Source organism: Gilvimarinus agarilyticus (assembly GCF_000832015.1).
GTDB lineage: Bacteria > Pseudomonadota > Gammaproteobacteria > Pseudomonadales > Cellvibrionaceae > Gilvimarinus > Gilvimarinus agarilyticus.
Genome location: NZ_JXCJ01000001.1, coordinates 3,980,719 through 3,995,280 on the forward strand (window position 1 = coordinate 3,980,719; position 14,562 = coordinate 3,995,280).

The 14,562-nt window shown below is 54.8% G+C and carries 12 protein-coding genes; 4 read left to right on the top strand and 8 right to left on the bottom strand.

Features of this window, described 5'->3' with window-relative positions; all coding sequences use genetic code 11:
- Position 1: 1 nt before the first annotated feature.
- From SD69_RS17130 to SD69_RS17140, 3 genes are all read right to left on the bottom strand, one after another.
- The gene (locus SD69_RS17130) at positions 2-1,003 is read right to left on the bottom strand and encodes an LLM class flavin-dependent oxidoreductase (RefSeq protein WP_041524181.1); all 1,002 of its coding nucleotides are present in this window, start codon (positions 1,001-1,003) and stop codon (positions 2-4) included.
- A 124-nt stretch (positions 1,004-1,127) separates the two neighbouring features.
- Positions 1,128-2,363, bottom strand: coding sequence for a glycoside hydrolase family 18 protein (locus tag SD69_RS17135; RefSeq protein WP_052481311.1), 1,236 nt, complete (start codon positions 2,361-2,363; stop codon positions 1,128-1,130).
- Between the two features lie 126 nt (positions 2,364-2,489).
- On the bottom strand, positions 2,490-4,094 hold the full coding sequence (locus SD69_RS17140) for a carbon-nitrogen hydrolase family protein (protein ID WP_041524182.1): 1,605 nt from the start codon (positions 4,092-4,094) through the stop codon (positions 2,490-2,492).
- Between the two features lie 158 nt (positions 4,095-4,252).
- Between SD69_RS17140 and SD69_RS17145 the strand changes: the two genes are divergently transcribed.
- From SD69_RS17145 to SD69_RS17160, 4 genes are read left to right on the top strand one after another with little or no spacing between them, the layout of a single operon-like run.
- Entirely contained in the window at positions 4,253-6,580 is a 2,328-nt protein-coding gene (locus tag SD69_RS17145) for a fatty acid cis/trans isomerase (protein ID WP_041524183.1), read from the top strand.
- Between the two features lie 57 nt (positions 6,581-6,637).
- Complete coding sequence (locus SD69_RS17150; protein WP_041524184.1) at positions 6,638-7,747, top strand: DnaT-like ssDNA-binding domain-containing protein; 1,110 nt, start codon at positions 6,638-6,640, stop codon at positions 7,745-7,747.
- Positions 7,659-8,330 carry a replication protein P gene (locus SD69_RS17155; RefSeq protein WP_052481312.1) on the top strand — a complete coding sequence of 224 codons (672 nt, stop codon included), beginning with the start codon at positions 7,659-7,661 and terminating at the stop codon, positions 8,328-8,330. The genes SD69_RS17150 and SD69_RS17155 overlap by 89 nt, the downstream gene beginning before the upstream one ends.
- Before the next feature lie 20 nt (positions 8,331-8,350).
- Complete coding sequence (locus SD69_RS17160) at positions 8,351-9,175, top strand: glucosaminidase domain-containing protein (RefSeq protein WP_052481313.1); 825 nt, start codon at positions 8,351-8,353, stop codon at positions 9,173-9,175.
- Here SD69_RS17160 and SD69_RS17165 read toward each other — a convergent pair.
- The 5 genes from SD69_RS17165 to parC are packed head-to-tail and all read right to left on the bottom strand — an operon-like array spanning position 9,172 to position 14,529.
- On the bottom strand, positions 9,172-9,720 hold the full coding sequence (locus tag SD69_RS17165) for a DUF924 family protein (protein ID WP_232301230.1): 549 nt from the start codon (positions 9,718-9,720) through the stop codon (positions 9,172-9,174). The genes SD69_RS17160 and SD69_RS17165 overlap by 4 nt on opposite strands.
- Entirely contained in the window at positions 9,702-10,769 is a 1,068-nt protein-coding gene (locus SD69_RS17170) for a polysaccharide deacetylase family protein (protein WP_041524186.1), read from the bottom strand. The genes SD69_RS17165 and SD69_RS17170 overlap by 19 nt, the downstream gene beginning before the upstream one ends.
- Positions 10,770-10,791: 22 nt before the next feature.
- Positions 10,792-11,973: a DUF4124 domain-containing protein gene (locus tag SD69_RS17175; protein ID WP_041524187.1), complete on the bottom strand. Its 1,182-nt coding sequence runs from the start codon at positions 11,971-11,973 to the stop codon at positions 10,792-10,794.
- A gap of 10 nt (positions 11,974-11,983) precedes the next feature.
- Positions 11,984-12,247: a PilZ domain-containing protein gene (locus SD69_RS17180; RefSeq protein ID WP_041524188.1), complete on the bottom strand. Its 264-nt coding sequence runs from the start codon at positions 12,245-12,247 to the stop codon at positions 11,984-11,986.
- A gap of 23 nt (positions 12,248-12,270) precedes the next feature.
- The gene (gene parC, locus SD69_RS17185; RefSeq protein ID WP_041524189.1) at positions 12,271-14,529 is read right to left on the bottom strand and encodes a DNA topoisomerase IV subunit A; all 2,259 of its coding nucleotides are present in this window, start codon (positions 14,527-14,529) and stop codon (positions 12,271-12,273) included.
- Between the last annotated feature and the right edge of the window lie 33 nt (positions 14,530-14,562).

Below are 14,562 nucleotides of genomic sequence, written 5' to 3' on the forward strand. Positions count from 1 at the left end.
CTTAAATTCCCGCCATCGCTTTGGCGACAATTTCCAGTGAGCGCAGACGGTCGCTTTGCTCGTAAAAGCTACTGGCAAAAATAAACTCATCGGCGCCGGTTTGTTCGGCCAGCTGTTCGAGCTTGCTTTTTACCGTGGTGCCCCCCCCCACGGCGGCAAGCTGGTGAAACTCGCGAATATGCTGCGCCTCGGCCGGGTTCCACAGCGCCTCCATCGACTCAACCGGCGGGCGTAAACGCAAATGCTCGCCGCGCAATAGCGCCAAAATACTCTGCTGTGCCGTGGTAAATAAAAACGCAGCCTCGGCATCGGTTTCTGCTGCGGCCACGGGCACACCAACAGCCGCGTAGGGTTTGTCTAGCACCTCAGAGGGCTGAAACCCTGTGCGATAAACGTGCAATGCCTCCATCAGTAAGCGCGGTGCAAAGTGCGAGGCAAACGCAAAGGGTAAGCCGCGCTTAGCGGCCAACTGCGCGCTGTACAAACTAGAGCCCAACAGCCAAATAGGTACGTGACTGCCCTGCCCCGGCACCGCCACTACGTTTTGCCCACTGCGGGCATCGCTTAAAAAATACTGCAGCTCGGCAAGCTGCTCGGGAAAGTCGTCCACACCGCTGCTGATATCGCGGCGCAGAGCGCGCATGGTGGCACCGTCGCTACCCGGGGCACGGCCCACACCTAAATCAATCCGCCCCGGGTAAAGCTCCTCTAGCGTGCCAAAGTGCTCGGCAATAATCATGGGGGCGTGATTAGGCAACATAATGCCGCCGGCCCCCACACGAATTCGCTTGGTGGCTCCGGCAATGTGGCCAATCAATACGCTGGTGGCCGAGCTGCCAATACCCTCCATACTGTGATGCTCGGCCATCCAGTAGCGCCGGTAACCCAGCGCATCGGCATGTTGTGCCGCGCTTACCATGCCAGCATAAGCCTCACCATAACTGGCATCAACGCGGGCGTGGGCTAAATCCAATACAGAATAGGCAATATCATTGAGGGGCATGACAGGCTCCGGCAAACAACGAACGGGGCCCTCAGCATAACGCGCAACTAAGCTACAGGGGTAAAAGATTCGTAAAGCGGGTGACCGGTTTAGTCACCCGCCAGCACTTAGGCAGGCTGAGCTTTTAATGACAGACAAGTAACCCCGACTTAATGGCGTCCAGCAAGCGCGTTTGATAATCCGAGGTGTACTGCCAAAACATCACACCGGCTAAATCGTTGTCACGTATGTAGCGCGCCTTTTCCACCAGCGATTGCGGATCGTCGTAGCTGATAAAAATACGGTCAGTTTCGCTCCACAACCAGGGCGCTTTTGCCACATCGTCCCAATAACGGACAAAGCCGTTTTTATTGATTAAGTTGGGTGCCAAATTATTAAAGCGCGAGCTACCGTAGGGGTTATCTCCCGCGTTGGCGGGTTGCTGAAACCCGCGCTTCTCAGGGTTAACCTCCGTCCAGTGACGACCGTAAAAGGCCACCCCCATCACCAGTTTTTCGGCGGGAACCCCAGCGGCCATATGATTTTGCACCGCCGCGTGGGCCGACTGGCCGGACTGATCATCCGGGTGGGAGTAGAGCGCGGCGTGGTGCCCGGTTGTGCCGCCATCGGCCGGAAAATTAAAGTCATAGGCCATGATGTTGATAAAATCGAGATACTTTTGCCACTGGCCAATATCGCTTTTAGTCAAGTAGTCGGGGAAGCCACCTGAGGCAATGGTTAGCAACAACGGGCGAGCCAATTCGACTTCAAGCGCATCAAACGCGGTGCGCATATCTTTTAGCAACAAGGTAAAGTTAGTGCCGTCTTCAGGGCGGTGCGTATTACCCGCTCCAGGCAACCCGGGATACTCCCAATCGATATCAATACCATCGAGCTGGTGGCGCTTTACAAAAGCCACCGCGCTGTCGATAAACACCTGACGCGAAGCCGGGGTTAACGCGACGTCGGAAAAGTCTCCCGACCAGGTCCAGCCTCCCACCGACGATAATATTTTTAACGCCGGATTGCGCTTTTTAAGAGCCTGCAGCGCTTGATAATTTTTATCGTCAAACTCGAAGCCGTTAACAATTTTACCGTCCTCGATGTTTGAAAACGCATAATTAATATGAGTGAGTTTTTCAGCCACAATAGTGTTCGGATCGAGTGGATGATCGGGGCTAAACACGTAGCCTATAACCACTTTATCGGTGGCAGCAGGCGCAGCATGTGAATCATGGTGCGCCGAGTGATCTGTCGATGTCGAAGCGTTTTGATGGTGCTCGTGTGAGCTGTGAGTATTAGTGGCGCCGTACACCGTCGCAGCCGGTAACAGCCACAACAGTAATGCCGCCAACATCGGCAAACTTATTTTTTGGGTCATGGTGATTTCCTATAAAGAGAGTGAATCACCTATCAGTGCTCACGCCGGTGGTTTTACACCAACGTGAGACACGGGCTCGATATTATTGTGTCGCAGCGCCTCTGTGGGAGCTGTTGTTATTAAACCTTAATCGCCAGCTTTAATGGGTTTAACCCGGTCACCTTTCCAGACCATACGGTACAAATCGTGCCGGCGATCTTTTAGGTTTTGTACCGTGCCACTGTTGCGCGCCATTAATAACGATTCGGGCCGCAAATCGGCAAAAGCTACCGTCTCGACGTTGGGCGTTGTATCGGCGGCAATACCGTCACGGGCAAAGGCGAAATCACAGGGCGTCAAGATACAGCTTTGGGCATACTGAATATCCATGTTCGCCACGTTGGGCAAATTGCCTACGTTGCCCGACATTACCACATAAAACTGGTTTTCTACAGCGCGCGCCTGACACGAGTAGCGCACCCGCAAATAGCTTTGACGCTCGTCGGTACAAAAAGGCACAAACAAAAATTGAATACCCTGATCAGCCAAATGACGGGCCAGCTCGGGGAACTCTGAATCGTAGCAAATCAGTACGCCGATCGGGCCGCAATCGGTATCAATGGCCTGCAAGGTGCTGCCGCCCTCGATATCCCACCAGTACACCTCGTTTGGGGTGGGGTGAATTTTAGGTTGCTCGAACACACGGCCATCGCGCAAAAATACATAGGCGATGTTCTCGATACGGCCATTTTCAACCCGCGTTGGGTGCGAGCCGGCGATTATATTCACGTTGTAGTGCAGCGCCATATCGCGAAACGCCTCTTTCAGGCGCGGTGTGTACTTGGTGAGCGCCTCAATCGACTCGTGGGGCGACAGCTCCTGATCTTCGATCGACAACAGCTGCAAGGTCACCAACTCCGGAAAGACGACAAAATCGCTTTTGTAATCGGCCACCACATCGACAAAGTATTCGATGTACTTAATAAACTCATTAAACGAGCTGACCCGCCGCTGCATATACTGCACCGTAGCCACACGCACTACCTCTGGCATACGCACGCCAAATTGCTTGGTGGGCATGTCGTCGCTACCGGGCACCTTGGGGTTCTCCCACTTCATGTGCGCGGCGTACCCAAGCGACTGTTTATCTTCATCCAGGTAATTGGCGATAATCCCGATGATCTCAAAGCCGTTGCGCAACTGAAACGACAGCACCGGATCTTTCGCTTTTTTGTGTATCACCTGATCGATGTAATTTTCGACGGTTTTAAACTTTTTAAGGCGGCGCGCCAGATTGGGCATGCGCCCGGCAAACACCACACCCTTAAGGCCCAACGACTGACACAGCTTTTTTCGCTCGTTATACAGACGCTGACCAATACGGTAGCCACGATAATCGTTGTCGATGCACACTTCCATGCCGTACAGCCAATCGCCATTAATATCGTGCCGCGAGGCGTAGCCGTTACCGGTAATCTCGACCCAGGTATGCGGCTTGAGGGCAATTTTGCCCGAGATACGAAAAGTCGCGCTATAGCCCACCAGAACATCGCCCACCATGACCACAATTTGCCCCTGAGGGAAGTTGTTAATCTGCCCAACAATGGCCGAGCGGGCGTAGGCATCCATATCCACCGGGGTGTAGACCCGATCGGATAACTCAACGATCGCATCGACATCCGCCAAGGTAGCGTTGCGTACCGTTAGGTGCGCTTTAGGGTCTTCGAGCTTATTGCCAGGAGAATTTGCCATGATGTACCTATTGCAGTGATTGGGTCTGTGGCTCGGCGGGGCTCAACCGTTATTACGCCCGGCCATGCCAGAATATTACGACACTTTAAAACAAAGTCGCTGTGTTATGCTATGGCGGTTATCGCCTCTATTTTGGTACTGCTGCCCGGATCATCGCTATGCTCTCTCGTCGCTTTATTTTCCTCGCCTCGCTTTTCGTCGTTGGCTGTGCCGCCTTGGGCGTATCAGAGCTAAACAAGCGTTACGGCGAGCCGCAACCCCGTGAGCTTGGCGCCGGCTGGGACGCCGATGAGTACCAACACAACATTCGCCCGCTGCTGGAAAAACGCTGCACCGTTTGCCATGGCTGCTACGACGCGCCCTGCCAACTAAAACTGGACTCTTACGAAGGCCTGTTGCGTGGCGCCAACCAAGAAAAGGTGTACGACGGCACCCGGCTGATGGGGGCCAACCTAACGCGATTATTTGAGGACGCCGAGACGACCGACGAGTGGCGTGACAAGGATTTCTTCCCGGTGATTAACGAGCGCCGTAAAACCCCCGAGGCCAACCTTAACGCCGGGGTTATGGCCCGTATGCTCACGCTCAAAAGCGCACACCCGCTACCTACCGCCAAAGTGCTGCCCGATACCTTTGATTTTTCTACCGGGCGCAGTCAGCAGTGCCCCAAAATTGAAGACTTTGACAGTTTTGCCGCCGACTTTCCCCTGTGGGGCATGCCCTATGGCCTGCCCGGGCTACCCGCGGATGAACACGCTACTTTAATGAACTGGCTGGCTCACGGTGCCCACGGCGGCCCCGCCCAGGCCGCCTCCGCTGCCGCACTGGAGAATGTCGATCGCTGGGAAGCGCTTTTAAACGGCAACAGCCTGAAACAACAACTGTTTGCCCGTTATATATACGAGCATTTATTTATTGCCAGCGTACACTTTGGCGACGACAGCAAAGATACCTTCCGCTTGGTACGCTCGAAAACCCCGCCCGGCGAGCCCATTCAACGCATCAGCACCCGACGGCCTTTTGACGACCCGGGCGTCGAGCGCGTTTACTACCGCTTCTGGCTCGACCCTTCAAGCCGGCTGGCCAAAACCTACCTACCCTACCGTCTGGATAACCAACGCATGCAGCGTTGGCGCGAGTGGTTTATCGAGGCCGATTACGAGGTGACGCAATGGCCCGGCTATGAGCCCGAAGTGGCGGCAAACCCATTTGTCGCCTTTGTGCAAATTCCGGTGCAATCGCGCTACCAGTTTTTACTCGATGAAGCGCAATTTACCATTATGAACTTTATTAAAGGCCCGGTGTGCCGTGGTCAGGTGGCTCTGAATGTCATTCAAGATCACTTTTGGGTGTTCTTTGTCTCACCCGAGGCCAGCCGCACTCAGCGCGAGGGCGAGTTTCTGGCCAACAACGGCCAGTTTTTGCAGCTGCCCGCCGAAGCTGGCAACACCTTTCGCCCACTATCACGCTGGCTTAAGTATGCCGACTTACAGCGCGACTATTTGGCTCGCCGCGCCGAGCATATCAGCGCCGTGATTGAACAAACCGGGGAGGTGAGCCTTGATTCCGTCTGGACTGGTGATGGCCACAACGACAACGCTGCATTAACTATTTTTCGGCACAATGACAGTGCCTCGGTAGTGAAAGGTCTGGTGGGGCAACAGCCCAAAACCGCTTGGCTAATCAACTATTCACTGCTGGAGCGTATTCACTACCTCTTGGTAGCGGGCTTTGATGTCTATGGCAACGTCTCGCACCAGCTACTCAGCCGATTGTACATGGACTTTTTACGCATTGAGGGCGAAATGAACCTCGTGGCCTTTTTGCCTAAAGAGCATCAGGATGACGTGATTGACTACTGGTACCGGGGCGCTGAAGATGACATCAGTAGCTTTTTGGATCACTACCTGAACCGTTTACCCCCAATACGCGGGGTTGACTACCACACAGACAATCCTAAAACCGAACTGCTCGAGCGCCTTGCCGAGCAGCTCGCCCCCGTATACAAAAACAGCGCCCCCTACCAACAATTGCAGTGGCCCAAAGCGCAAGCCGACGCTCTTAGCAGGCTGCAAAATATCACCGGATACGCAGCCAACATCATGCCCGAGGCCAGCCTACTGCTAACACCGCAGGGGGAGCTGTACACGATTTTACGCAACAGTGCTCACAGCAGCCTGACCTCGCTGCTGCGCGAGGGCGAGTACCGCCTACCGGACGAAGACAACTTAACCGTTACTGCCGGTGTGGTGGGTGCCTACCCCAACAGCTTTTGGCTGGTGGATAGGGACAAGCTCGGCGAGTTTGCCCGCGACGTGGCTCAGCTTAACAGCGAGGAGGATTACCGCCGACTAAAAAGCCTCTACGGCGTTGGCCGCTCTGACCCTAACTTTTGGGCAATCAGCGATCAGGCGCACGCGCGCTATCAAGCCCACCAGCCTCAATCGGCCGGGTTGCTGGACTATAACCGGCTGGAGAACCGCTGATACGGCTTACCCCGTGGCTCTACAACCGCGCTACCGATCAATGCTAAAGTGCTCCCTATGACATCGACCCTGCTACCCGAAAAACCGTTACTGTTATCGCCCTCGCTGGCCGCCACCATAGGTCTGGAGGAGGCGATAATGCTCAGTGCGCTGGGCGAGCTGGCCGCACCCGGCAATGCCACCAATACTGTGTGTCTAAACGCCGACGCCGCGGCCGAGCGCCTCGGCTTTTGGGGGCCCGACGACATACAACGCATTGCTAAAAACCTGCAGGAGAAAGGCCTGATTGATATTATCAGCGCGCCTTTTACCAGCAGTGGCGAGCTGCGGGTTCGTTTCGCCGCGGGCGTGCTAAGCCAGCCGGTCACGGCGCCGGCACCGCCGGCACCAACGCCGGCGCGGCGCCAAAGCAATACCATCGGCGCTCTGTGGCAGCCGGATGCCGAGCTAATGGCGCAGATCGCTCAATACAATATTCCGGATTATTTTATTCGCCAGCAGTTGCCCGAATTTGTCACCTATTGGCGCGAGCGCGGCGAGCCGCATCACGCCTGGGGCTCTAAGTTTTTAAAACACGTGGTACGCCAGTGGCGCGAACACGAAACCGGCTTATTCAAGCGCGACCAAGACACCACCGTGCCCGCTGACTGGCGCCCCTCGGGCGATGCGATGCAGCTGTTGGTACGCAACGCCGGCATCAGCCAGGCCTTTGTCGAAGATGCCATTCCCGAGTTTGTGCTTTACTGGCGCGAGCGCGGCGACGTTGGCCGCACCTGGAACAGCAAGTTTATTCAGCACGTAAAGCGCCAGTGGGCACGCTACACCAGCGCCCTGGAGCACGATACCGCACCGCAGCGCATTGCCGCCGACTGGCAACCAAGCCGCGACGTGTACGATGTGTTAAAGCTGGCGAATATTGATTTAGACTTTGCGCGCAAACAAGTACCCGAGTTTGTGCTCTTTTGGCGCGACAGCAACCAGCTTAATGCCTCCTGGAACACCAAATTTTTGCAACATGTTAAACATCACTGGGCGCGTCAGCACGCACTTAATGCTCAGCCGACACAGGTACATAGCCATGCAGGACAGCAACAAACTACTGCAGCAAGCACAACGCGAGATCGAAGCCTCATCCAAGACCTCACCGACCGCAGCTGGGCAAGCTGAGGCGCGCTCTGCAGCTCCTAGCGACGCTCATATCGACGCCTTAAACGAGGTGTTTGCACTGTTTCGCATCAATTATCACAACCAGTATTACAAAGCTTACAGCGACGGTGCGGTACTGGGGCAAATTAAAAAGCTTTGGCTCGAGTCGCTGCAAAAATTTGACCCGGATACCATCCGCCGCGGCGCCCGCGAGGTAATTGAAACCTCCGACTACTTGCCAACCCTAAATAAAATGATGGTGGCCTGTCAGGGCGACCCGCGTAAACACGGTCTAAAAGATCCCCACGCGGCCTACGTTGAAGCCTGCCAAGCGCCCTCACCCAAAACGGCCTTTAACTGGAGCCATCCGGCGGTATATCACGCCGGCCGCGCCAGCGACTGGTACTTTTTAAGCAGTAGTACCGAGCGCGCGGCCTTCCCGGTGTTTGAGCAACACTACAAGCGCCTCTGCGAGCGCGTCATTAACGGTGAGACTTTGCCCTCACCCGACACCCCCGCGCTGCCAGAGCACACCGAAACACCCCTAAGCAACGAAGAAAACCAGCGCCGCATGCAAGCGCTGCGCGACTCTCTGGATATTTAAAGAAAAAAGAGAACAAAATAATGCAACAACGTAAGTTTCAGCTTATCGCCGCGGCACTGGTTATCTATGCGTTAGGCACTTTGGCTCTGGCCTTATTTTTTGCCAGCACTCACTACAAGCCAGCAAGCTTGGGGAGCATTAGCGGCGATACTGTTTTACCTAACATGCGAGCCATTGATGACATTCCCACTCGCAAGCAAACCTTTATCCAGCTCATAGCGCCCATGGCCTCGGCCAAAAACGACGCTATTATGCAGGCACGGGCTCGGCTTACTGATATGCTCAGTGCACTAGCGCAAGGCAAAGCATTAAGCTATGTGCAAAAGGAGCAGTTACGCCGCTTAGGAAAGCGCTATCAGGTTGACACTGACGCGCAGGCCGCCCCGCAAACGCAACAAATCAAAAAGCTGTTAAGGCGAGTTGATGTCATCCCCACCTCGATGGTGGTAGCGCAAGCGGCCACGGAGTCAGGCTGGGGAACGTCGCGCTTTGCCCGGCAAGCACAAAATCTGTTTGGTCAGTGGTGTTACACCAAAGGTTGCGGGCTGGTTCCCAAAAGCCGCAACAAAGGCGCCACCCACGAGGTGCAAAAGTTTCCCAGCCTGGAACAAGCGGTTAACGCCTATTACCACAACATCAACACCCATCGCACGTACGCGGCGGTGCGCTCGCGCCGGGCGGCGCTGCGCGACGCCGGGCAACCCATTACCGGGCCGGAGCTGATTCCAGGGTTAGTGGGGTACTCGAGCCGTGGACAGGTTTATGTCGACGAGCTCGGCGAGTTAATTCGCTACAACAAGCTGGAGCTGCTCGATCAGAGCAATGCACTACCGAGCGAGCATTAAAACGACGATCCGGGCTGGCGTAAAAAGGCCAGCTCTTCCTCTGTCGACTCGCGCCCAAGAATATGGTTGCGGTGTGGGTAGCGACCAAAGCGGGCGATAATATCCCTGTGCTTGCGCTCAAACGTTACGTTATTGGCAAACCCCAACGCACTAAAAAGCTCGAGCGCCTGATCGTGCACGGCTAAGTCCTCGCTGTGCATATAGGGCATATATAAAAACACGCGCCGCTGGGCCGACAGTTGTTGATCGCGCCCCTCGGCGACCAGTTGTTGCGCCAACGTTAACGCTTTTTCATCGGCGGCAAATGCCCTCACCTGATCGCGATAAATATTACGCGAAAATTGATCCAACACAATCACCACCGCCAACACATTACTTGCCGTCGCCGTGCTAACCGCTAAAGTTTCATCCAGCAGGCGTTTATGCAGCGCGCCAAAGCGCCGGGCAATGTCAGCGTCCAGCGCGTCGCTTTTGCGAAACCAATCGGAAGGGGTAAGCTCGTCAAACCAATAGGATAAAACGGCGTCTAGCTCTCGTGCTGCCACTGCCCGTCCTCCCCGGTAACTAACCATGGCTGGGAGTACCAATAGTAGCGCCCGTCTTCGGCGCGAGCAGTGCAATTAAAACGCGAACGTCCCGGAGCCAACCCCTGCCCCGCCTTAACCGTCACCTTTGAGCCGTCGACCTCTAGCTGTAGTTGCTCGCCCTGCAAATAACAGCGCAAGTGCGAGGTGAGCGATGCTTGCGCCAGAGTTAACAGCAGTGCCGGGCGCGATCCCGCCGTAATCACAGCCTCTTGCAGCGGTCGGTTGTCGTCGTCCAGCAGCTGCCACTCGTTAACCGCTAGCGGGCGCGTATTAACCTTGGTGGCAAAGCTGTCTAGTTCCCCAAAATTGGCCCCCATGGGAAATCGCGGCAAACGTAAAACATCCGCGCCCACACCCACGGCCCCGGAGTGCTGACCAAAGCCGGTAAAGCCAAGCTGCTGCACTAACGCTGTCACTTTTGCATCAAACTCGCCGTAAGGGTACGCTAATAACTTCTCCGACTGTCCCAGGTTTTCGGCAATCGCTTTTTGCGCCGCGGTAATTTCCCGAGCCATTCGCTCTTGCCACTGTTTTACGGTTTCATCTTCTAAAAGGCGCACCATATGCGGGTGAGTGGTTGTGTGATTGGCGATGGTGCCACCAGCTTGTGCCATCTCCTTAAGTTCGTCCCAGGTAACAAACTCACTTGCCCCGCGATCGAGCGGCTCAGTGTTAACAAACACGGTAAACGCAAAGCCGTATTGACGCAGCAATGGAAAAGCCTCTTCGTACACCGAACGGTATCCATCATCAAAGGTAATCGCGACGATCTTGTCATCGGTCAACACACCGTTTTTTATACGCTTAATGAGCTCGGGTAAAGGGACAACGTGAAACTGCTTTTGCTTTAAGTAATCGAGGTGTTGCTTAAAACGTTCGGGCGAGGTGGAGGTAGCACTGGGGGTTTGTTCGCTAATATGGTGGTACTGCAAAATAACCGCGCTATACCCAGGCGCACTCACTAACATGCTCAGCAGCAATATCGCCGACAACACTCGTTGACACATAAAATAACCTGTTTCCTAAACGTTAAGGTGCAACACCTATTGCAGAACACAATGGCAGTTGCGTGTCGAGGCTGGTTTCGCAGTGCCACTCAATCAAGGTAAAACCCTGACTAACCTGCGGAATTAACTCGACAAAATGACCAGCGGGAAACGTGCCAGCATTCAGCTCGGCATGTATAACACCTGGCGCCTGCATGTGCAGTGCCGAAAAATAGCGACTGCTTTGCGCTTGCTCTGCGCCAACACCCATCGCCGCCATCGACAAAGGCATCACTCCGCGCACCTGATAATACTCAGCAACCATTACCTTTAGCGCACTTAGTTCAGACAGTKCCGCCGCGAGATTCGCCTGGCGCATGAGCTGTTGGTTGGCGTTAGGGGGTGATGTAGGCTTTTGGCTATCCGGTTCAGCTGCGCTCAGTGCCTGGCGCAACCGCGAATCGCCAAGCGCGTTGGCCGCAGCCGCCGAAAAGCTCTCGCGCATGGCCGATAGCAGCGTTATATCGGGGTTTAACTGAGTGGCCGCCGAGCCTTCAGTTTCAAAACTTAACAGTGGCGCCGAGCCAGGCGAGCTGTATAACTGCCAGCGAACTTTTATCCAGGCATTGGCCATTGTAAAGCGCGCCAACATCGACGGGGGCATCTCGGCTGCCGGTAGTGACGAGGCGCCCTGGCTGAAACAGCCAGCAAGATCGAGATCGACAACTTCTCCGCTTAAATACCTTGCTTCAGCGCCGTCAAGCGCTGGGCCGCCAAAATGTCCGGCGCGGTATAACTCTGTGTGCCCCAACCGACGCACGGCCCGAAACGCATCAACCTGAAGTTGCTCGGGGGTGCGCACCAAGGTAGGCAGAGCTTGACGTAACTCTTCAAACCGCAGCGAAGTCGGTGAAACACAATCGCCGCCATAATAAAAACGTGCAGTGGGCTCAGTCGCCGCAAAAACGGTATCGCTATAGCCAAACGGCAACATAACCAACGGGTAGAGTGCGCCGCTTAACAAACCCGGCGTCGTAAACTCAATAATTTTTGGCGCCGGCATAGTGCCGATATCCAGTGACTGCAGTACCGCATTTTGATCGGTGGGCTGATCGGAGTAGTGAATGCGGCCGTTACTGTCCGTCCAGCTATACACCTGTGCCTGTACCGCACCAACAACAAGTACCGCAGACATCACAACAGCTAAACCTAACCAAAGGCGCATGGCGGGCCTCTTAACTCTGGGTAACAAACCTAAGGCCAATACCGTCGGACTCGGCGCGCACCACTTCCATTTCGACAATCGGCGCATCTTCCATCAAGCCTTGTATTTGTCCGGTGACAATGGAGCCAATCGGTGGTGCCTGCTCTGGGTCGAGCAGCACAAACACGCCGCCATCAGAGAGATCGCGGGTTTTCACTATCATCTCGCCCCACTCTGCGTGCACAATTTTAATCCTGCAGGCTATGGGGGTACGTAAATGCTGTCGCTTATCCACTACCGAAGGCTCCCTGTTAGTTATTATTTTTCGCTGACCGCCAACCGATCTACCTTTTGAAATCCTCGGGGTAATTTGTTGCCGCGGCGCCCGCGCTCCCCCCGGTAGTGCTCCAGATCTGACGGTTTTAAAGTAAGGTGACGTTTACCCGAGTACACAGTCAAAGACTGCGCAGCCGATAGCGTCACAATTCCTAACGCAAACTCTTCGCGCGACTGCACGCGAGCTGCGGGAATATTAATAATTTTGTTACCTTTACCGCGCGCTAGCCGAGGCAGCTCAAGCGCCGGAAACAACAGTAGACGCCCCTCATTGCTAACCGCTGCCACCCAATCGTTTTCGGGGTCGTGCACAACCGATGGCGCCAACACTTGAGCGCCTTTTGACAAGGTTAAGGCGTTTTTACCCGCGCGATTTTTGCTGTGTAAATCGCTAAGAGAAGCAATAAACCCATAACCACCGTCGCTGGCCAACAGTATTGTCTGCTCATCGGCCCCCATCAACAGACCTTCAAAGGTAGCACCGTTGGGCGGATTTAAGCGCCCACTGATAGGTTCACCCTGCCCGCGCGCCGACGGCAACGTATGCGCGGCTATCGCGTAGCTGCGGCCAGTGGAGTCGAGCAGTATGGCCTGCTGGTTCGATTTGCCAAGCGCAACCAGCTTAAAGTGATCACCCGCTTTGTAGTTAAGTGCTTCTGGGTCTATGTCGTGGCCTTTGGCGGCGCGAATCCACCCTTTGTCCGAGACTACCACCGTAACCGGATCGGCACTGACCAACTCCGCCTCGCTAAATGCCTGCGCCTCTTGCCGGGCTACGATGGGCGAGCGGCGGTCGTCACCAAAATCTTCAGCGACTTGTTTTAACTCTTTGCGGATAAGCGTTTTCAAGCGCGTCGCCGAGCCTAAAATCTTCTCGAGTTCGGCGCGCTCTTTTTCAAGTTTCTCTTGCTCTTCGAGTATTTTCATTTCTTCCAGTCGTGCCAGCTGGCGCAACTTGGTTTCCAGAATATACTCGGCCTGCATCTCTACCAGATTAAAGCGCTCGATTAGCACCGGCTTGGGGTGATCTTCCTCACGAATGATGCGAATCACTTCATCAACATTGAGGTACACAATCATCAAGGCGGCTAAGCGCAGCAAACGCTCTTCGACTTTTTGCAGACGATACTGCAGACGCCGGCGCACGGTCACAGTCCGGAAGCTTAACCACTCAGACAGTATTTTTTGTAAATTTTTAACCTGCGGTCGCCCGTCGATACCGATCATGTTCATATTGATACGGTAGGTCTTTTCAAGGTCAGTGGTCGCAAACAGATGCTGCATTAACTGCTCGCAATCAACCCGGTTCGAGCGCGGCGACACCACTAAGCGAGTAGGATTTTCGTGATCCGACTCATCGCGCAAGTCGGCCACCATAGGCAGTTTTTTAGCCTGCATTTGCGCGGCTATTTGCTCAAGCACTTTGGCACCGCTGACCTGGTGCGGCAACGCGGTGACAATCACATCGCCGGTTTCTTTTTCTCGCGTGTAGATCGCACGCATGCGCAAGCTACCCCGGCCGGTGTGATAAATCGCTTTGATATCGTCCCGCGAGGTAATAATTTCTGCCTCTGTCGGCATATCAGGGCCTTGCACAAACTCGCACAACTCCGTGACATCGGCTTTAGGGTTATCCAGCAGATGAATAGCGGCACTGACGACTTCGCGTAAATTGTGCGGCGGGATATCCGTGGCCATGCCCACGGCGATACCCGTGGTGCCATTAAGTAACACGTTGGGAACCCGCGCCGGAAACACTTCGGGCTCGTCAATGGTGCCATCAAAGTTAGGCTGCCAGTCGACGGTGCCCTGCCCGAGCTCTTCGAGCAATACGTCGGCGTAACGCGCCAGTTTAGATTCGGTATAACGCATGGCGGCAAAGGATTTAGGATCGTCCGGCGCCCCCCAGTTGCCCTGGCCATCCACCAACGGGTAACGATAGGAGAACGGCTGCGCCATAATCACCATCGCCTCGTAGGCGGCCGAGTCACCGTGCGGGTGAAACTTACCAATCACGTCGCCCACAGTACGGGCCGACTTTTTGTACTTAGCGGTGGACTTTAAGCCAAGCTCGCTCATGGCGTAAATAATGCGCCGCTGGACGGGTTTTAAGCCGTCGCCCACATGGGGCAAAGCCCGGTCGAGAATAACGTACATGGAGTAGTCGAGATAAGCTTTCTCGGCGTACTCTTTGAGGGAGATAAACTCTTCTGCCTCTGAAAATTGCGTGTGTTCAGACATTGGTTATCCTGATTTTGCGCGTCTTAAAAGATC